At 66.8% G+C, this 17,586-nt stretch carries 17 protein-coding genes, 2 tRNA genes and 2 pseudogenes; 6 read left to right on the forward strand and 15 right to left on the reverse strand.

Annotated elements, in window-relative coordinates; genetic code table 11:
- Window positions 1-88 (forward strand): annotated as a pseudogene (locus EV657_RS16850) (IS5/IS1182 family transposase); the annotation flags it as partial.
- 67 nt (window positions 89-155) lie between these two features.
- On the opposite strand, the gene EV657_RS16855 reads toward EV657_RS16850, so the two are convergent.
- On the reverse strand, window positions 156-1,049 hold the full coding sequence (locus EV657_RS16855; RefSeq protein ID WP_134078996.1) for an AraC family transcriptional regulator: 894 nt from the start codon (window positions 1,047-1,049) through the stop codon (window positions 156-158).
- Between the two features lie 182 nt (window positions 1,050-1,231).
- On the opposite strand from EV657_RS16855, the gene EV657_RS16860 reads away from it, so the two are divergent.
- Window positions 1,232-2,254 (forward strand): aldo/keto reductase, encoded by a 1,023-nt coding sequence (locus tag EV657_RS16860; protein ID WP_113668982.1) that lies wholly within the window; start codon window positions 1,232-1,234, stop codon window positions 2,252-2,254.
- Between the two features lie 66 nt (window positions 2,255-2,320).
- On the opposite strand, the gene thiC is transcribed toward EV657_RS16860, so the two are convergent.
- The 3 genes from thiC to arsB all read right to left on the reverse strand — a co-directional run bounded on the left by thiC (window position 2,321) and on the right by arsB (window position 5,851).
- The gene (thiC, locus tag EV657_RS16865; RefSeq protein WP_134078997.1) at window positions 2,321-4,072 is read right to left on the reverse strand and encodes a phosphomethylpyrimidine synthase ThiC; all 1,752 of its coding nucleotides are present in this window, start codon (window positions 4,070-4,072) and stop codon (window positions 2,321-2,323) included.
- A 289-nt stretch (window positions 4,073-4,361) separates the two neighbouring features.
- Entirely contained in the window at window positions 4,362-4,799 is a 438-nt protein-coding gene (locus EV657_RS16870) for an arsenate reductase family protein (protein ID WP_134078999.1), read from the reverse strand.
- A complete protein-coding gene (gene arsB / locus EV657_RS16875) occupies window positions 4,796-5,851 on the reverse strand; it encodes an ACR3 family arsenite efflux transporter (protein ID WP_075786882.1) in 1,056 nt (351 codons plus the stop codon). The genes EV657_RS16870 and arsB overlap by 4 nt, the downstream gene beginning before the upstream one ends.
- 91 nt (window positions 5,852-5,942) lie before the next feature.
- Here arsB and EV657_RS16880 point away from each other — a divergent pair, with 91 nt between their 5' ends.
- Window positions 5,943-6,293, forward strand: a complete 351-nt coding sequence (locus tag EV657_RS16880) for an ArsR/SmtB family transcription factor (RefSeq protein ID WP_075786883.1) — start codon at window positions 5,943-5,945, stop codon at window positions 6,291-6,293.
- A 317-nt stretch (window positions 6,294-6,610) separates the two neighbouring features.
- The gene (locus EV657_RS16885; RefSeq protein WP_166673730.1) at window positions 6,611-7,672 is read left to right on the forward strand and encodes a glycerophosphodiester phosphodiesterase family protein; all 1,062 of its coding nucleotides are present in this window, start codon (window positions 6,611-6,613) and stop codon (window positions 7,670-7,672) included.
- A gap of 67 nt (window positions 7,673-7,739) precedes the next feature.
- Here EV657_RS16885 and EV657_RS16890 read toward each other — a convergent pair whose 3' ends face one another.
- Window positions 7,740-8,843, reverse strand: coding sequence for an alkene reductase (locus EV657_RS16890; RefSeq protein ID WP_113668978.1), 1,104 nt, complete (start codon window positions 8,841-8,843; stop codon window positions 7,740-7,742).
- 176 nt (window positions 8,844-9,019) lie between these two features.
- Here EV657_RS16890 and EV657_RS16895 point away from each other — a divergent pair, with 176 nt between their 5' ends.
- Window positions 9,020-9,421, forward strand: coding sequence for a hypothetical protein (locus tag EV657_RS16895; protein ID WP_133260377.1), 402 nt, complete (start codon window positions 9,020-9,022; stop codon window positions 9,419-9,421).
- Here EV657_RS16895 and EV657_RS16900 read toward each other — a convergent pair.
- The 3 genes from EV657_RS16900 to EV657_RS16905 form a co-directional block, all read right to left on the reverse strand.
- Window positions 9,384-9,983, reverse strand: coding sequence for a hypothetical protein (locus EV657_RS16900; protein WP_113668977.1), 600 nt, complete (start codon window positions 9,981-9,983; stop codon window positions 9,384-9,386). The genes EV657_RS16895 and EV657_RS16900 overlap by 38 nt on opposite strands.
- An 18-nt stretch (window positions 9,984-10,001) precedes the next feature.
- Window positions 10,002-10,292 (reverse strand): DUF6538 domain-containing protein, encoded by a 291-nt coding sequence (locus EV657_RS22755; protein WP_425057266.1) that lies wholly within the window; start codon window positions 10,290-10,292, stop codon window positions 10,002-10,004.
- Between the two features lie 54 nt (window positions 10,293-10,346).
- Window positions 10,347-10,420, reverse strand: a tRNA-Gly gene (locus EV657_RS16905).
- A gap of 408 nt (window positions 10,421-10,828) precedes the next feature.
- Between EV657_RS16905 and EV657_RS16910 the strand changes: the two are divergent.
- Window positions 10,829-11,014, forward strand: a pseudogene (locus EV657_RS16910) (integrase core domain-containing protein); the annotation flags it as partial.
- Window positions 11,015-11,165: 151 nt separating this feature from the next.
- On the opposite strand, the gene EV657_RS16915 reads toward EV657_RS16910, so the two are convergent.
- The 7 genes from EV657_RS16915 to leuC form a co-directional block, all read right to left on the reverse strand.
- Window positions 11,166-11,242, reverse strand: a tRNA-Pro gene (locus EV657_RS16915).
- Window positions 11,243-11,289: 47 nt separating this feature from the next.
- Entirely contained in the window at window positions 11,290-12,240 is a 951-nt protein-coding gene (locus EV657_RS16920; protein WP_134079002.1) for a DMT family transporter, read from the reverse strand.
- Between the two features lie 171 nt (window positions 12,241-12,411).
- Complete coding sequence (gene leuB / locus EV657_RS16925; protein WP_134079004.1) at window positions 12,412-13,515, reverse strand: 3-isopropylmalate dehydrogenase; 1,104 nt, start codon at window positions 13,513-13,515, stop codon at window positions 12,412-12,414.
- A gap of 58 nt (window positions 13,516-13,573) precedes the next feature.
- Window positions 13,574-14,674 (reverse strand): endonuclease/exonuclease/phosphatase family protein, encoded by a 1,101-nt coding sequence (locus tag EV657_RS16930; RefSeq protein WP_075784420.1) that lies wholly within the window; start codon window positions 14,672-14,674, stop codon window positions 13,574-13,576.
- A 5-nt stretch (window positions 14,675-14,679) separates the two neighbouring features.
- On the reverse strand, window positions 14,680-15,285 hold the full coding sequence (gene leuD, locus EV657_RS16935) for a 3-isopropylmalate dehydratase small subunit (RefSeq protein ID WP_075784421.1): 606 nt from the start codon (window positions 15,283-15,285) through the stop codon (window positions 14,680-14,682).
- Window positions 15,286-15,344: 59 nt separating this feature from the next.
- On the reverse strand, window positions 15,345-15,878 hold the full coding sequence (locus EV657_RS16940; RefSeq protein ID WP_075784422.1) for an HdeD family acid-resistance protein: 534 nt from the start codon (window positions 15,876-15,878) through the stop codon (window positions 15,345-15,347).
- 147 nt (window positions 15,879-16,025) lie between these two features.
- Window positions 16,026-17,441, reverse strand: coding sequence for a 3-isopropylmalate dehydratase large subunit (gene leuC / locus EV657_RS16945; protein WP_134079006.1), 1,416 nt, complete (start codon window positions 17,439-17,441; stop codon window positions 16,026-16,028).
- Window positions 17,442-17,586: the final 145 nt, after the last annotated feature.

The following is a 17,586-nucleotide window of genomic DNA, read 5'->3' on the forward strand; positions in this document are numbered from 1 at the left end:
GACCCGCTACGACAAGACCGCTGAGAGCTTCCTCGGCTTCATTGACATCACGTCGATCCGTCTCTGGGTCCGCCATTTGTCAACATGACCTAGCACAGCCTCGGCCGCCCGCGCTGCGTTTTTCGCCCGGCGGCAGAAGGTCGACCCGGACCCGCTCAGCCGCCGGTTTCGGCCAGGCTCCGGCGCAGTTCGACCGCGTCGCGTCCGGGCGGCTCGCCGAAATGACGGCGGTATTCGCGGCTGAATTGCGACGGGCTGTCATAGCCGATGCGATAGCCGATGCCCGCGACATCGCCGGACCGGGTCAACAGAAGCCGCCGCGCCTCCTGCAACCGCAGGCTTTTCTGGAACTGCACCGGCGTCATCGCCGTCGCCTCCTTGAAGTGGCGATGGAAGGTGGCCGGGCTCATCCCGGCCAGCGCCGCCAGATGCCCGACCCGCAGCGTCTCGGCATAGTTCTCGCGGATCCAGCCGATGGCGCGGCCGATCCGGGCCAGACGGCTGTCGGCCATCCCGATCTGCCGCAGCCGCGCGCCCTGAGGCCCGTTCAGCAACTGCCAGACGATTTCGCGCCGGATCATCGGCGCAAGCACAGGGATGTCCTGCGGCCGGGCGGCGACCGATAGAAGCCGGTCGAGCGGGTCGATCAGCGCCTCGCCCAGATCATGCACCTCGATGGCAGCACCAATTGGCGGATCGCCCGTCGGGCGCTGGCCCAGCATCAGTTCGGCCACCACGGCCGGGTCGATCTCCAGCGCCAGCGCCAGATAGGGGGTCTCGGGCGCCGCGCCGACGATCTCGGCCCGGATCGGCACGTCGAGCGAGGCGATCAGGCATTTGCCCGCATCGTAGCGGAACACCCGGTCGCCCAGACGGCTGATCTTGGCGCCCTGCAACACCGCGCAAAGCGAGGGCCGGTACACCCCGTGAAAGAGGCCCGACGGTCTTTCGGCATAAGACAGCCTCAGCCCCGGAACCGGGGGCTCGCGCCCATGCGCCTCCCACAACGAAACGAGCTTGGCCCTGAGGCCGGAAAGTCGGTCGGTCATGCGCCCACTCTAGCCCGGTCGGCGGCGCTCTCCAAAGTCAATCGGCGGCGGGATGAGAGAATCGTGCAAGTTTGCGAGAGGATCGGCGTGGCGAGGGACCCGGCCCGGGCCCATTTCGGGACAGAGGCCGGAGCGGGCGCCCCTCGCCGCGCTCGGGCCCCCAGTCAGGAAAGGAAAGCAACATGCGCTATCGTCGTCTTGGCCCAAGCGGCCTTTTCGTGTCGGAGCTTTGCCTCGGCACCATGACCTTCGGCGGCTCCGAAGGCATGTGGGGCCAGATCGGCCAGCTGGGCCAGGCCGAGGTGGACGGCCTCGTGGGCAGCGCGCTCGAGGCCGGGATCAACTTCATCGACACCGCCAATGTCTATGCGGGCGGCGAAAGCGAGCGGCTTCTGGGCCAGTCGCTGAAGAACCTCGCCGTGCCGCGCGAAGATGTGGTGATCGCGACCAAGGTTCTGGGCCCGATGGGCGCGGGCGTGAACGCGCGCGGCGCCTCGCGCTATCACATCATGGACCAGTGCAAGGCCAGCCTCGCGCGGTTGCAGCTTGATCACATCGACCTTTACCAGATCCACGGCTTCGATCCGGCGACGCCCATCGTCGAGACGCTGGAGGCGCTCGATACGCTCGTGCGGCAGGGTCATGTGCGCTATCTGGGCCTGTCGAACTGGGCCGCCTGGCAGATCGTCCGCGCGGTCGGCATCGCCGAGGCGCGGCGGTTGGCCCCGATCCTGTCGCTTCAGGCCTATTACACCCTGGCCGGGCGCGATCTGGAACGCGAGATCGTGCCGATGCTGAAGGAAACCGGCATCGGGCTGATGGTCTGGAGCCCGCTGGCGGGCGGGTTCCTGTCGGGCAAGTACGACCGCGAGGGCAAGGCCGCGGACGGGCGGCGCGCCAGCTTCGACTTCCCGCCCATCGACAAGGACCGCGCCCATGACGCCATCGAGGCGATGCGCGGCATGGCCGAGGCGCGCGGGTGCAGCGTGGCGCAGATCGCGCTGGCCTGGCTTCTGCATCAGGAGGTGGTGACCTCGGTCATCATCGGCGCCAAGCGCGCGGACCAGCTGACCGACAATATCGGCGCGACCAAGGTCGAGCTGAGCGCCGACGAGCTGGCCCGCCTCGATGCGGTGACCCGCCTTCCGGCCGAATATCCCGGCTGGATGCTGGAACGGCAGGGCGAATACCGCAGCCAGAGCTAGGCCCCCAAGGGGCAGCAGGCGGGGGCCGGCATGGTCCGGCCCCCGTCTTCGATACGTCCGCCGGCGCTATTCGGCAGGGGTCAGCCCGTTGGGGCAGGTTCCGGCCTCGGCTTCGGCCGCGTCGCGGATGTCCTGGCTGATCTTCATCGAACAGAATTTCGGTCCGCACATCGAACAGAACTGCGCCTCCTTGTGGGCGGCCTTGGGCATGGTCTCGTCATGGAAGGCGCGCGCCGTGTCCGGGTCGAGCCCCAGATTGAACTGATCCTCCCAGCGGAAGGCAAAGCGCGCCCGGCTGAGCGCATCGTCCCGCGCCTGCGCGCCCGGATGCCCCTTGGCCAGATCGGCGGCATGGGCGGCCAGCTTGTAGGTCACGACCCCGGTCTTGACGTCGTCGCGGTCGGGCAGGCCCAGATGCTCCTTGGGCGTGACGTAGCACAGCATCGCGGTGCCGAACCAACCGATCATCGCGGCGCCGATGGCCGAGGTGATATGGTCATAGCCCGGCGCGATGTCGGTCGTGAGCGGCCCGAGCGTGTAGAAGGGCGCCTCGTGGCAATGCTTCAGCTGCTCGTCCATGTTGGCCTTGATCTTGTGCATCGGCACATGGCCCGGCCCCTCGATCATCACCTGGCAGTCCTTCGCCCAGGCGACCTGCGCCAGCTCGCCCAGGGTCCGCAGTTCGGCGAATTGCGCGGCGTCATTGGCATCGGCGATGGACCCCGGCCTGAGCCCGTCGCCCAGGCTGAACGAGACGTCATAGGCGCGGCAGATGTCGCAGATTTCCTCGAAGCGTTCGTAGAGGAACGACTCGCGGCCGTGATGCAGGCACCACTTGGCCATGATCGACCCGCCCCGGCTGACGATGCCGGTCACGCGTCGGGCGGTCAGCCCGATCATCTCGCGTCGAAGCCCCGCATGGATGGTGAAGTAATCGACCCCCTGTTCGGCCTGTTCGATCAGCGTGTCGCGGTAGATCTCCCAGGTCAGGTCCTCGGCCACGCCGCCGACCTTTTCCAGCGCCTGATACAGCGGCACGGTGCCGATGGGCACGGGCGCGTTCCGGAGGATCCAGTCGCGGATATTGTGGATGTTGCGCCCGGTCGAAAGGTCCATCACCGTATCGGCGCCCCAGCGGATCGCCCAGACCATCTTCTCGACCTCTTCCTCCATCGAGGAGGTGATGGCCGAATTGCCGATATTGGCATTGACCTTCACCTTGAAGGCGCGGCCTATCACCATGGGTTCCAGCTCGGGATGGTTGATATTGGCCGGGATGATGGCGCGGCCCGCCGCGATCTCGGCGCGGACGAAGTCGGGCGTCACCAGATCGGGGATCTCGGCGCCGAAGGGCTCGCCGTCGCGGGGCTGGGCCGCGCTGCGGCCCTCGTTCTCGCGGATCGCGGCGAATTCCATCTCCGGCGTGACGATCCCGGCCCTTGCATAGGCCAGCTGGGTAATCGCCCGCCCGGCCGTCGCCCGCAGCGGCGCGGGCCTGCGGGGAAAGGCCGGAACGAGCCGCGCGCCTTCGGCAAAGCCATTGTCGGCGGCGGTGACGTCGCGGGCCGGATAGGTCTCGGCCTCGCCGCGGGCGGCCGCGAAGGGGACCCGCACCGGCGCGAGCCCGGCAGCGATGTCGATCCGTGCCTTGGGGTCGGTATAGGGTCCCGAGCTGTCATAGACCGTCACCGCCCCCTCGGCGGTCGCGATCCGGCGCAGCGGCACCCGGATCGGGTGAAGCTCTCCGGACAGGTAGACCTTTTCCGAGGCGGGCAGCGGTCCCAGCGTGATCTGCGGAACGGTGTCGGGTTTGTTCATCTTCGTCTCCTCAGTTGACCTGACGAGACCCAGACGGATGATGAGGCAGAAAGCGGGGCCGTTGGCCCGAACGACCTTGACGGTCCGGGGGGCCTTGCGGCCCGGGGGGCGGGATCTTGCGGCATGCCCCTCGGTCTTCCTACGCCAGTCTCAACTGGGTCAGGTTCGAAGGGTCGCGTCACCGGGGTTTCCCCCTGTCAGCCTCTCAGTCCCCTTAGCGGGACTCCCCTGACGTGGGACGAGGTATCGCAAAGCCGGGCGAGTCTGTCAAACCCGGGCCGCCGAAGGGTCAGACCGCGTCGCCGGGCGGCGCCACGCGCGCGCCCGAGGCCGTCAGGATCATCTGCCCGTCCTCCTTGTAAAGCGGCCCGGGCGGCAACCGGTCGAGCAGATCGAGCACCGTCTCGGACGGACGGCAGAGCCGCACACCCTTCGGGCTTGCCACGATCGGCCGGTTGACCAGAACCGGATGCGCGATCATCGCGTCCAGCAAGGCGTCGTCCGGCACGTCCTCACCCAATAGCCCAAGCTCGGCCGCGGGCGATTTGGTCCGGCGCAGCGCCGCGCGCGGTGTCAGACCGGCGGCCGCGAACAGCGCCAGCAGCTGCGGCCGGGTCCAGCCCTCGGCCAGATAGTCGATGACAACGGGCTCGGTCCCCGACCGGCGGATGATCTCGAGCACATTGCGCGAGGTGCCGCAGTCGGGATTGTGGTGAATGACGATCATGCGAGGTCTCCGGCAAAGCGCGCCCGGGTCCGGTTCGCGAAGGCCACCAGCGACAGCATCACCGGCACCTCGACCAGCACGCCGACGACCGTCGCCATCGCCGCCCCGGAATTGAGCCCGAAGAGGCTGATCGCCACCGCGACCGCCAGTTCGAAGAAGTTCGAGGTGCCGATCATCGCGCAGGGCGCGGCGATCCGGTGCGGCACCTTCAGCGCCCAGGCCGCCCCGTAGGCCAGCGCGAAGATCCCGTAGCTCTGGATCAGGATCGGCACCGCGATCAGCGCGATGGCGCCGGGCTGGGTCAGGATGCGGTCGCTTTGCATCCCGAAGAGGATCGCCACGGTCGCGATCAGCCCGACCGTCGAGACCGGCTTGACGCGGGCGGAAAAGCCCGCGATGGCGGCCGGGCTGCCCAGCAGGCGCCGGGTCAGCAGCCCCGCGGCCAGCGGGATCACGACATAAAGCAGCGTGGCCAGCAGCAGCGTTTCCCAGGGCACGGCGATCTCGGACACGCCCATCAGGAAGGCCACGATGGGCGCGAAGGCCACCACCATGATCAGGTCGTTCACCGAGACCTGAACCAGCGTGTAGGTGGAATCGCCCCGGGTCAGCTGCGACCAGACGAAGACCATCGCCGTGCAGGGCGCGGCCCCCAGCAGGATCAGCCCGGCAGTGTACTGCGCCGCATCTGCGGGGGCGATCCAGGGGGCGAAGACATGCTCGAAGAACAGCACCGCCAGCGCCGCCATGGTGAAGGGCTTGACCAGCCAGTTGATCGTCAGCGTGATGAACAGCCCCCGGGGCGCCCGCGCCACGTCCCGCACCGCGCCCAGATCGACCCCAACCATCATCGGATAGACCATGGCCCAGATCAGCACCGCCACCACAAGGTTGATCGAGGCGACCTCGGCCGCAGCGATGCCCTGCACCAGCCCCGGCGCAACCAGGCCCAGCACCAGCCCGACACAGATGGCGGCAGCGACCCAAAGCGTCAGATAGCGTTCGAACCGGCCAAGGGGTCCGGGCTCGGCGGAGGAGGACGCGGCGGTCATGTCAGCCTCATTTCGTAGATTCTCGAATTATCGTTTCATAGCCGCGCGGCCGGGTCTGGTCAAGCATCGTCATTTCGAGTAGGACCGAAATATGGATCAGATAACCGCCAAGGACGCCTTCGCTGCCCTTGCCCATGAGACCCGCCTGTCGGTCTTTCGCCTGCTGGTCAGGCAGGGTCCCGGAGGCCTGCCCGCGCTGGAAATCGCCCGCCGCCTGGGCGCCCCGCCCTCGACCCTGTCGAGCCATCTGGCCAGCCTCAAGCGCGCCGGGCTGCTGAACGCCGAACGCCGCCACCGCCAGATCCTCTATGCCGCGAACCTCGCCGCAGTGAACGACATCGTGCGCTTTCTGCTGGAGGACTGCTGCGGCGGCGACCCGGCCGCCTGTGCCGGCATCGGCGGCGTGATCCTGCCCGCCCGGGCCACTCCCTCGGACGCGTGACGCGACCCCTGAACGGGGGCGCCCCAGCCGCCGGATTGGTCCCATCACAGCCGTGACAAGATCGGCCATTGGCCCGATCGCCGCCAGGTTGCGGCGGCGATTCGCTGGGAAAATCAGCGGCTTGCCTCTTCCTTTGTCATCGCCGCCCGGCGGCCGACAGGCTGCACCGGCTTTTCGAAACGTCTGGCGGGCTTTGCCACCGGCATTCACGCGCCTGTCGCGCAGACGTCATCGAACCGTCTCATGTCCTGCCTATCGACCGTCGCATGGCCTTTTTTTGGCCATACTTCCACCACGGGACTGACAGGATTTTTCTCATGAAACGCACTCTTGGGGCGATTGCCCTGGGCCTGATCTCGATGGCGCCCGCCCATGCCGCCACCCTTTACAACACGCTCAGCGGCGAAGCCCCGCTGATCATCGCCCACCGCGGCGCCAGCGGTTATCTGCCCGAGCACACGCTGGGCGGCTACGAACTGGCGTTGCAGATGGGCGCCGACGTGATCGAGCCCGATCTGCAGACGACCGCAGATGGCGAGCTGGTCGCGATGCACGATTCGACGCTGAACCGCACCACCAACATCGAGGCGCTGTTCGCGCCCCGCAACGGCGGTTACCGGGTGTCGGATTTCACGCTGGCCGAGATCAAGACCCTTACCGTCGAGCCCACTGGCGCCACCGCCTCGACCAGCTATGACGGCTTCACCCCCTCGATGGCCGCCCCCTACAAGGTGCCGACCTTCCAGGAAGTCATGGATCTGGTCAGCGCCTACAACGCCACGACCGGCAAGGAAATCGGGATCTATCCCGAGGCCAAGACCCCCAACAGCCTGGCGATGAACCAGCAGATCCTTCAGGAAATGAAGGCCAACGGCTTCGACGGGTCGGTGCAGAACACCTTCATCCAGACCTTCAGCCATGAGGGCGCGCGCCAGCTGGCCGATCTGCAGGTCGAGATGGGCATGGACAACGCCATCGCGGCCCTGGGCTATGCTCGGCAGCTGGGCGACGGCTTCGGTGTCTATGACGCGACCACCGGCACCACCACTTCGCTGGAAGACCTCGCGACCTTCGCCGACGGTCTGGGGCTGAGCCTCAGCGGCGCGCTCAGCGCCGACTTCATCGCCGCCGCCCATGCGCTGGGCCTGACCGTCCATGGCTGGACCTTCCGTCCGACCTCGGACGAGGTCGCCTGGGACATGTTCCTGCCCTGGATCGAAGCCGGGATGGACGGGTTCTTCACCGATTACAGCCTGCGCGGCGTCGAGGTGCTGGACCGCTACGAGGCCGCGGAAGTGCCGGTTCCGGCGACCCTGCCGCTCATGCTGGCGGGCCTGGGCGGGCTCGCGGTGCTGCGCCGCCGCCGCGCCGCGGCCTGAGCGACCCTTTGCGAACCGACGCGGGGCGCCTCTTGCGGGGCGCCCCGGCAGGCCCGGCCGGGCCCCCTCAGGCGGTTTCGGCCGGAGCGAGCGTGGGATAGTCGGTCAGGCCATGGGCCCCGCCGCCATACATCGTGTTCCGGTCGGGCTCTGCCAGAACGGCATCGCGCCGCAGACGCTCGACCAGATCGGGGTTCGAGATGAAGGGCCGCCCGAACGCCACCATGTCGGCCGCCCCGCTTTCGACCGCCGCCAGCGCCGAGGCCCGGTCATAGCCGTTATTGGCGATATAGGGGCCGTCGAACAGCGCCCGCAATTCCGGGATGCCGCGCCCCTCGGGCCAGTCGCGCGGGCCGCCGGTCTGGCCCTCGACCATGTGCAGGAAGGCCAGGCCAAAGCGGTTCAGGCCCGAAATCGCCTGCGAGAACAGCGCGAACGGGTCGCTGTCAGCGATGCCGTTGGCGTTCGAGAACGGGCTCAGCCGCAGCCCGGTCCGGCCCGCGCCGATCTCGTCCGCGACCGCCTCGACCACCTCGAACAGGAACCGGCAGCGGTTCTCGATCGAGCCGCCATAGGCATCGGTCCGATGATTGGTGCCGTCGCGCAGGAACTGGTCGATCAGATAGCCGTTGGCGCCGTGGATCTCGACCCCGTCAAACCCCGCCGCCATCGCATTCGCGGCGGCCTTGCGGTAGTCGCCAAGAACGCGGGCGATCTCGTCCGTCTCCAGCGCGCGCGGTGCCGAGACCGGAGCAAAGCCCTCGGCGGTAAAGGTCTTGACCTCCTCGGCCGGGATCGCCGAGGGCGCGACTGGCGCCTGACCGCCCGGCAGAAGCGAGACATGCGACACCCGCCCGACATGCCAGAGCTGGATCGCGATGCGCCCGCCCGCCGCATGCACGGCATCGGTCACCTTGCGCCAGCGTTCGACCTGCAGGTCCGAATAGATGCCGGGCGTGTCGAGATAGCCCTGCCCCTCGGGCGAGATCTGCGCGCCTTCGGTCACGATCAGCCCGGCGCCGGCGCGCTGGGTGTAATAGGTGACATGCAGGTCGGTTGGGGCCAGCGTGTCATGTTCGGCGCGGTTTCGGGTCAGCGGCGCCATCACGACGCGGTTCGCCAGCGCGATGTCGCCCGCGGCGAAGGGGGTGAAGAGCTTGGGCTCGGTCATGGAAAACGTCCTTTGGCATGCGAAAGCTGCAAGGCGCACCTAGGCATCCCCGGCCACCAGGCAAGAGGCTGCGGCGGGAACACCCCTCTGCGCGGTGACGCACAACCCGGGCCTCAGGCCAATGCCATGGCCTCGTCATTGCCCGGACGGTCGGCGACCCGCGCCGGTCGAGAAAGTTGACCGCGAACGCCTCGATCCCGGCCGCGCAATCGTTCCGCAGCACCGCCCGCACCGCGCCAATAGTCCTCGGCGCGTTCGCGCCGGCAACCGGGCTGCGGAAGGGAATCGTCCTGGACAACGGACGAGACGGCACCGGCAAAGCGATGCCCGACCGGTCTGAGCGCACCGGCAGCCGGTCTCCTGGACGGTATGGTTCTGCAGGACCACTATCGAGACCCGGTCATGGCCATTCGCTGCGCGATGTCGCAGCTTCGCGCCTGACCATGACCTGTCGGCGGCGCATCTTCCCGACGTGCTGCAGCCGCGCATTCGGCGGCATCAGAAAGGCTGACGAGATCGTCGAGGAAGTCGAAGAAACCCTCAAGGAGCATGAGGACGGCAAACCCGTCTATCCTTGAGGGAAAGACCGGAGAAAGGCAGTGTCAGCCCGAGGCGCTTCTTCTCGTTGATAGTGCGGACGATCCTGCAGAAGGCGCCGATGTCCTTGTTTGCGGCGTTCGTTGAATACTGCCCGGCCTCGACGCGCTCCCAGAGGGCCTGGCGCCAGTCGAGCCTGTCGTCCTGGGTGATCTGGGAGAGTGGGAGGTCGCCGATATGCTCGATAAAGCTGGCAACCGGTTTCTTTCTGCCGTTCCGCCAGATCCGCATCTGATTGGCGTTCTTTCCATGAGCCACGTCGGCCGCGAGCGTCCAGTAGAGTTCCAGAGCGCGGCTGACGGTGATGGAGGGACGCTCGACGGCGCCGAGCAAGGCGCGAGCCTCGATCATGTCCGGCTGACCGCGGCGATTGCTGATCGCATCGACTCGCTCCAGACGCTCTGTCAGCGGCAGGGAGGCGACGCGCTCGACCGGTATGTACCTGAAACCCTTCTGCTTTGCGAGGTTTCGTGCCGCATCGAACCGCGCTTCGGCGTCGGAGGTATCCCCGGCCAGCCTGGCTTCCCATGCACCAATCTGCATGTCCCAGATGCGGCTGGCCTATTGTTTCGCTTCGGCGAGGCTGTCCGTGCTGAGGGATATGTAGATTTCCCGGCGGCCCTCGACGTCGCCATCGCGGACCCTCTTGGGGACCTCCTTCCGAAGGTAGTAGGTCCCCTTCTTGCCGCGCTGGACGATTGCCATGCCGAGTATGCCTTGATCTGCGCCTGCAGGCATTGTCCTGCAGATCGGATCATGGTGGGCAAGCTCGAAACACGGGCAAAAACACCGGCAAAAACGTGGGCAGAAAATGCGAAAGTCTGCGCCGCCTCGCGCATGGCGTCCGTCCATCCCTTTAGTTTCAAGAGGTTGGGATTAACGTGGCAGCTTGATTTTCGGATTTAATGGAGCGGGTGAAGGGAATCGAACCCTCGTCACTTGCTTGGGAAGCAAATGCTCTACCATTGAGCTACACCCGCAGCGTCAACCTGACTACCGTTTCGGCGTCACGGCTTCAAGCCGAAAGTGGCCAGGTTACACTGTTTCGCGGCACTCAGCTGAGTGGCCCTTGCCTCGAAGGAGGCGTTCGATCCTCGCCTCTGCCAATTCGGCCAACTCGTTCTCAACCTCGTCCGCCTTTGCCCACAAAGGGACCGTCTGATCTGCGGGTTCGGCTGCGCCGAGATGGCGGCTTGATCGCTGCGGGGACCGTGGCTCGGGTCTTTCACGGACCATTTCGCGGTGTCTTGGCCCGCCGTGTTGGCGGTTTTGCAGATTTCGGGCGGACTCGTCCTCTCGCCATCAGCCGCCGTCGGACCAGGAACAGGTTGCCAATGTGTGCCTGATGCGCGCGCCAGAGGTGAAGCTGCCGGAAAAGAAGGCCCGGCATGCGCCTCCGCTTCATCGAGCCGGGCAAACCAGTCCAGAACGCCTTCGTCGGGTCGTTCAACGGCAAGCTGCGCGACGAATGCCTGAATCTGCACTGGTTCCGCTCGCGGCGCCATGCTCGCGACGAAATCGAACGCTGGCGCCAGCATTACAACACCGAGCGCCCTCATTCCGCGCTCGGCTAGCCGAGAACCCGCGCCATCCGCTTGTGCGCGGGCCTGATGTCTTTGGAGAGAATCCGGGATTTGCGACCGTCTTTGGTGCAAATCTGAGAGGCCTCACAGTTTCCACTTGTTTCCGTGGATCTGGAATTGGCTTTAGCCGATTGATCTAACTTGGTCGGAGTGAGAGGATTCGAACCTCCGGCCCCTGCCTCCCGAAGACAGTGCTCTACCAGGCTGAGCTACACTCCGACCGCGTGACGGGGGACTTAACGCGGTCCGCGGGCTTTGGCAAGAGGTCATTCCGGGGTCTCTTCGACACCCAGAAGCACCGGGTCCGGGGCGACCCCGGCGCGGTCGGTGGCATGGAGCGCGGGCTGGTTCTCGGAGACCTGCGCGCGGCCCTCGCGCAGGAACACGATCGAGCCGCTGGCCGCGATTACGGCCGCGCCGATCAGCGTGGCGGCATCCGGGATCTCGTCGAAGACCAGATAGCCGATCAACACCGCCCAGATCATCTGCGAGTATTGCATCGGCGCCACTGTCGCGGCCTCGGAGGCACGATAGGCGTTTATCATCAGCCACATGGCTGTCAGCGCCCCGATGGCGACCAGCGCCATGGCGCCCAGATGGGCGACCGGCATCGGCCGGTAGACGACCGGCAACAGGCACCCCATCAAGACCACATTGGCCAGGAGCGGATAGAGCAACAGCACCACGCTGCGCTCCTCGTTGCCGATTTTGCGCACGATCACCGAGACCAGCGCGCTGCTGCCCGCCGAGATGAGGGCTGCGAGATGACCGAAGCTCAGCTCGGACGCGCTCCAGGGGCGCAGCACGATCAGCACACCGATCAGCCCCAGCACCACCGCCGCCCAGCGCCTGGCGCCGACCCGTTCGCCGAGGATCGGCACCGAGAGCGCGGTGATGATCAGCGGTGTCGAGAAGATGATCGCGTAGGTTTCGGCCAAGGGAATCGCCGAGAAGGCATAAAACGCCATCAGGATGTTCAGCATCACCGCGACGGTGCGCAGCGCGGTCCAGCCCGGGCGGCGCGGCCAGAGGCTGCCGCCGTCGCCCTCGCGGATCAGGATCAGCGCGATCAGCGGAAAGCCCAGAAGCGCGCTGAAAAAGAGGATCTGGATCGCGTCGTAATGAGCGCCGAGCCCCTTCACCACGGCATCGTGGCAGGAATAGACTGCAAAACCTGCCAGCGCGAACCCCGCGCCCCGGGCGGTCGATGCGGCCATGGGACATGCTCGTGAGAGACTTGCCTTTCCACCCTTCGGTATTTGCCGTCAGGGTTCAAGCCCGGTCGCGCAAGGCTTCGCGCAGAGGCTGGAGGCGGGGGCTGGAGGCGGGGGGCTGACGCGGGCGCTGGAGGCAGGGCGCGCCCGGGACGCGCCCTGCCGTCGATCGGATCAGAGGCTCGCGTCGAGCGCGGCGAGGATCGCGTCGCCCATCTGCGCCGTCGAGACCGGAGTGCCGCCCTCGGCCCCCATCAGGTCGGCGGTGCGGACGCCGTCGCCCAGCACCTTCTCGACCGCCTTTTCCAGACGGGTCGCCTCGGCGCCTTCGTCGAAGGAATAGCGCAGCGCCATGGCAAAGCTCAGGATGCAGGCGATCGGGTTGGCCTTGCCCTGGCCCGCGATGTCCGGGGCCGAGCCGTGGACGGGCTCGTACATCGCCTTGGGTCGGCCGTTTTCCATCGGCGCGCCGAGGCTTGCCGAGGGCAGCATGCCGAGCGAGCCGGTCAGCATCGCCGCCACGTCCGACAGCAGGTCGCCGAACAGGTTGTCGGTCAGGATCACGTCGAACTGTTTCGGCCAGCGGCAAAGCTGCATGCCGCCCGCATCGGCGTACATGTGGCTCAGCTCGACATCCGGATAGCTTTCGTCATGGACCTTCTGCACCACCTCGCGCCAGAGGATGCCCGATTCCATCACATTGGCCTTCTCCATCGAGCAGACCTTGTTGCCGCGCTTGCGGGCCAGTTCGAAGGCCGAGCGCGCCACGCGGTCGATCTCGGCCTCGGTATAGCGCTGGGTGTTCAGGCCGACGCGCTGGCCGCCTTCCTCGATGATGCCGCGCGGCTCGCCGAAATAGATCCCCGAGGTCAGCTCGCGCACGATCATGATGTCGAGCCCCGAGACCACGTCGCGTTTCAGCGACGAGAAATCGGCGAGCGCGTCGAAGCATTGCGCCGGGCGCAGGTTGGCGAAAAGATCCATCTCCTTGCGCAGCCGCAGCAACCCGCGCTCGGGCTTCAGGCTGAAATCGAGAGTGTCGTATTTCGGCCCGCCAACGGCGCCCAGAAGCACCGCGTCGACCTCTTGCGCCTTGGCCATGGTGGCATCCGACAACGGCTTGCCATGGGCGTCATAGGCCGCGCCGCCGACCAGATCCTCGGTCACCTCGAACTTGAGGTCGCGTTTCGTGCCGTACCAGTCGATGATCCGGTGGACCTCGGCCATAACCTCGGGGCCGATGCCGTCGCCGGGCAGGATCAGAAGCGTATTCGTCATTTGCGGATGTCCTTGTCTTGAAGGGTTGAAATCGGGGTAGCGGGCCGGATTTGGTCCGTCAAGGCAGGGCGAGATCCACCCAGACGAGGCGGTGGCGCGAGGCGGTGCGCACCGTTTCGGCCAGCGGGCCGTCGGCCGGCCAGAAGACGCCGGCGCCGGTAATGTCGATCTTTGAGGAGGGCAAAACGTAGTCGACGCGAAGGTTTCCCGGCCCGTCCTCGGGCCAGTTGGCGGTATCGCGGGCAGGCGCGCCCCTTTGGGTGGCATTGGTGCCGGTTTGCGGGGCGGCGGCCCCGCCCGGGCTTTTGGGCAAGGGGTCGGTCAGGCGCGGATCGGCCAGGAAGGCGCGCATCGCGGCGCTGCGGCCGTCGCCATCCTCGGGGTCGAGATTGGCATCGCCCAGAACCACGAAGGTGCCCCGGGGCGGCGGCACATCCAGCGCGCCGTCGAGATAGAGCGTCCAGAGCCGAAGCTCGTCGCGGTTCCTCAGCCCGTTGCGGTCCTCGGGGCCGTCGAAGACGGGCGGCGTGGCATGGAAGGTCAGCAGGTGCAGGACGCTGCCGCCCAGATCGACCGGCACGTCCCAATGCCCGGTGGTCGAAAGCCGCTGCACCGCCTGTGCCTCGGCCGAGGGGAAGGGGGTGCCGTCGGTCTCGGGCAGGGTCGCGCCGGGCAGGTCGCGCCAGAGCATCGCCGAGAAATCGCGCACTTCGTCGGTCAGGATGGGAAAGCGCGACAGGATCGCCATGCCGTCCTGCCCGGCGAAATAGCCAAAGCCCTGGGCATCGCGCGGCCCGCCCAGACGGCCGTCGCCATCGAGATCGAGCCCGGTGCGCAGGCCGGTATTGGGGCTCAGTGCAAAGCGGTGGGGATAGTCCAGATCGCGGGCGCGCAGCAGATCCGCCAGCGCCGCCAGCGCCAGACCGTCCAGGTCGAAATCGATCCCCTGCAGCGCGAGGATGTCGGGCCGGGCGGCGGCGATCACCTCGACCACCGCCGCCACCTGGCCGTCCTTGCCCGACAGGATGTCGCGCAACAAAAGCCCCGGTCCCTTGCGGGAGAGCTCGGCGTTATAGCTGGCCACGCGCAGATCGGCTGCGGCGGGAAGGGCAAAAAAGACCGCAAGCAGGCCCGGCACGATTGCGGCGGGCCTGCGCATCCGGGTCAGACCCAGGGCCGGTCCTGGGCCATCCTCGACTCGAAGCCGTCGATGGCGGTCGCCTTGTTGAGCGTCAGGCCGATATCGTCGAGCCCTTCCAGCAGGCAATGCTTGCGGAACGGATCGACCTCGAAGGCGATCTCGACCCCGTCGGAGGTGGTGATCGTCTGGTTTTCCAGATCGACCGTCATGCGGGCATTGGCGCCCTTCTCGGCATCCTTCATCAGGATGTCGACCTGCTCTTGCGGCAGCGGGATCGGCAGGATGCCGTTCTTGAAGCAGTTGTTGAAGAAGATGTCGGCAAAGCTGGGTGCGATCACGCAGCGGATGCCGAAATCCTTGATCGCCCAGGGGGCGTGTTCGCGCGAGGACCCGCAGCCGAAATTGTCGCCCGCGACCAGGATCTGGGTCTCGCGATAGGCGGGCTTGTTCAGCACGAAATCGGGGTTCTCGTTGCCGTCCTGATCGTAGCGCATCTCGTCGAACAGGTTCACCCCCAGCCCCTCGCGCTTGATCGTCTTGAGGAACTGCTTGGGGATGATCATGTCAGTGTCGATATTGACCAGATCAAGCGGCGCGGCGATGCCGGTGAGTTTCTCGAACTTTTCCATTCGTCTCAGATCTCCTAGTGCCGTCCGCGCCGCCCCCGGGGTCCGGTCAGGCGGTCGCGTCAGGCAGGTGTTTCAACGTGGCGGGGCCGCCGCGCGGCGATCCCGAAGGCCATCAGCCCGATCCCGTCCAGAACCAGCTCGAGCCCCACCAGCAGCCCCAGAAGCGTGGTGGCCGCGGCGAAGAAGTTCGAGAAGATCAAGGCCCCGATCAGGATGGATGCCGCCCCGGTCAGAAGCAGCAGCCAGAACAGGTTGGTGTCGCGGAAGGTGAAGGACAGCAGCAGGCGCATGCCGCCCATCACGACGAAGAGAAGCCCCAGAAGCAGCGTCATCCATGCCGCGCCGACCAGCGGGTTGATCAGGATCGACAGACCCGCCAGCAGGAACAGAATGCCGACGAAGCCGTTGAGCCAGCGGTGACTGTCGGGTCCGCCCCGCATCACCGTGATCATCTGGATCAGACCGGCGAGCAGAAAGACGATGCCGACGATCTGGGTGGCCGCGATGGTGGCGGCGAAGGGGTTGGCCAGCGCCACGATGCCGCCGATCAGCAGCACAAAGCCGATCAGCGTGTAGATGAGCCAGTTTCTCATGGGAACCTCCTCGATGTGAGAGTTTGTCTCCACATCAACGGTCCGGGCGACCGATGGGTTCCCGCGCACGGACCCCGCCCGACGGCCGCAAGGGCCGCCTGTCGAAGGGGAGGGGTCCGGCCCGTCATTGTCTTCCGCGCCTCCGGCTCAGACCGCTTCGGCCAGCAGGTCGCGCACGTCGGTCAGGTGCCCCGTGACCGCCGCCGCTGCCGCCATGACCGGGCTCATCAGATGGGTACGCCCGCCCCGGCCCATGCGACCCTCGAAGTTGCGGTTCGAGGTGGCCGCACAGCGTTCGCCCGGCGCCAGCTGGTCGGGGTTCATGCCAAGGCACATGGAACAGCCCGCAAGCCGCCATTCGAAGCCCGCCTCGGTAAAGACCTTGTCGAGCCCCTCTTCCTCGGCCTGCGCCCGCACGAGGCCCGAACCCGGCACGACCATGCCGCGCACACCCGGCGCCAGTGTCTTGCCCTTCAGGATCTCGGCCGCGGCGCGCAGATCCTCGATCCGGCCGTTGGTGCAGGACCCGATGAAGACCGCATCGACCTTGATCTCGGTCAGGGCCGTGCCCGGCTTCAGCCCCATATAGTCGAGCGACCGGCGCGCGGCCTCGGCCTTGCCGCCCTGGAAGTCCTCGGGCGCGGGCACGGTGCCGGTGATCGGCAGTACGTCCTCGGGCGAGGTGCCCCAGGTCACCACGGGGGCGATATCCTCGGCGCGGATCGTCACGACCTTGTCCCAATGGGCGTCGTCGTCGGATTTGAGCGTCTTCCACCAGGTCAATGCGGCTTCCCATTGCGCGCCCTTCGGCGCATGGGGGCGGCCCTTCACATAGGCGAAGGTGGTCTCGTCGGGCGCGATCAGACCGGCGCGCGCGCCGCCCTCGATCGCCATGTTGCAGACCGTCATCCGGCCTTCCATCGACAGCGCGCGGATCGCCTCGCCGCAATATTCGATGACATAGCCGGTGCCGCCCGCGGTGCCGGTCTTGCCGATCACCGCAAGGGTGATGTCCTTGGCCGTGACGCCCGGCGGCAGGGTGCCGGTGATCTCGACCTTCATGTTCTTCGATTTCTTCTGGATCAGCGTCTGGGTCGCCAGAACGTGTTCGACCTCGGAAGTGCCGATGCCGTGCGCCAGCGCCCCGAAGGCGCCATGGGTCGCGGTGTGGCTGTCGCCGCAGACCACGGTCATGCCGGGCAGGGTCCATCCCTGTTCGGGGCCGACGATATGGACGATCCCCTGACGGACATCCGAGACCGGGTAGTAGACCACGCCGAAATCGCGCGCGTTCTTGTCGAGCGCCTCGACCTGGATGCGGCTTTCCTCGTTGTCGATCTTCGTCTCGCGCCCTTCGGTGGTGGGCACGTTGTGATCGGGCACGGCGATGGTCTTTTCGGGCGCGCGCACGGTGCGGCCCGTCATCCGCAGCCCTTCGAAGGCTTGCGGGCTCGTCACCTCGTGCACGAGATGGCGGTCGATATAGAGAAGGCAGGTGCCGTCCTCGGCCTGGTCGACCAGGTGGGCATCCCACAGCTTGTCATAGAGGGTCTTGCCGGTCATGGAATTCTCCGCGGCTATGTCACTTGGCAAATGGAGAAACGGGTGCTGACGCCGCCTCAAAGGCGGGCGAGCACCGATCGGGTCGCGCCGAAGAATCGCCAGGGCAGGCGCGCGCGGTCGTCCATGTCGAAGACACGTTTCATGC

Source organism: Rhodovulum visakhapatnamense (assembly GCF_004365965.1).
GTDB classification, from domain to species: domain Bacteria; phylum Pseudomonadota; class Alphaproteobacteria; order Rhodobacterales; family Rhodobacteraceae; genus Rhodovulum; species Rhodovulum visakhapatnamense.

What these genes read in the sequence shown, in the direction of transcription:
- EV657_RS16855 (WP_134078996.1), bottom strand. Translation starts at nt 1,049, where the DNA reads ATGACCGACCGACTTTCCGGCCTCAGGGCCAAGCTCGTTTCGTTGTGG.
- EV657_RS16860 (WP_113668982.1), top strand. Translation starts at nt 1,232, where the DNA reads ATGCGCTATCGTCGTCTTGGCCCAAGCGGCCTTTTCGTGTCGGAGCTT.
- thiC (WP_134078997.1), bottom strand. Translation starts at nt 4,072, where the DNA reads ATGAACAAACCCGACACCGTTCCGCAGATCACGCTGGGACCGCTGCCC.
- EV657_RS16870 (WP_134078999.1), bottom strand. Translation starts at nt 4,799, where the DNA reads ATGATCGTCATTCACCACAATCCCGACTGCGGCACCTCGCGCAATGTG.
- arsB (WP_075786882.1), bottom strand. Translation starts at nt 5,851, where the DNA reads ATGACCGCCGCGTCCTCCTCCGCCGAGCCCGGACCCCTTGGCCGGTTC.
- EV657_RS16880 (WP_075786883.1), top strand. Translation starts at nt 5,943, where the DNA reads ATGGATCAGATAACCGCCAAGGACGCCTTCGCTGCCCTTGCCCATGAG.
- EV657_RS16885 (WP_166673730.1), top strand. Translation starts at nt 6,611, where the DNA reads ATGAAACGCACTCTTGGGGCGATTGCCCTGGGCCTGATCTCGATGGCG.
- EV657_RS16890 (WP_113668978.1), bottom strand. Translation starts at nt 8,843, where the DNA reads ATGACCGAGCCCAAGCTCTTCACCCCCTTCGCCGCGGGCGACATCGCG.
- EV657_RS16900 (WP_113668977.1), bottom strand. Translation starts at nt 9,983, where the DNA reads ATGCAGATTGGTGCATGGGAAGCCAGGCTGGCCGGGGATACCTCCGAC.
- EV657_RS22755 (WP_425057266.1), bottom strand. Translation starts at nt 10,292, where the DNA reads ATGGACGGACGCCATGCGCGAGGCGGCGCAGACTTTCGCATTTTCTGC.
- EV657_RS16920 (WP_134079002.1), bottom strand. Translation starts at nt 12,240, where the DNA reads ATGGCCGCATCGACCGCCCGGGGCGCGGGGTTCGCGCTGGCAGGTTTT.
- leuB (WP_134079004.1), bottom strand. Translation starts at nt 13,515, where the DNA reads ATGACGAATACGCTTCTGATCCTGCCCGGCGACGGCATCGGCCCCGAG.
- EV657_RS16930 (WP_075784420.1), bottom strand. Translation starts at nt 14,674, where the DNA reads ATGCGCAGGCCCGCCGCAATCGTGCCGGGCCTGCTTGCGGTCTTTTTT.
- leuD (WP_075784421.1), bottom strand. Translation starts at nt 15,285, where the DNA reads ATGGAAAAGTTCGAGAAACTCACCGGCATCGCCGCGCCGCTTGATCTG.
- EV657_RS16940 (WP_075784422.1), bottom strand. Translation starts at nt 15,878, where the DNA reads ATGAGAAACTGGCTCATCTACACGCTGATCGGCTTTGTGCTGCTGATC.
- leuC (WP_134079006.1), bottom strand. Translation starts at nt 17,441, where the DNA reads ATGACCGGCAAGACCCTCTATGACAAGCTGTGGGATGCCCACCTGGTC.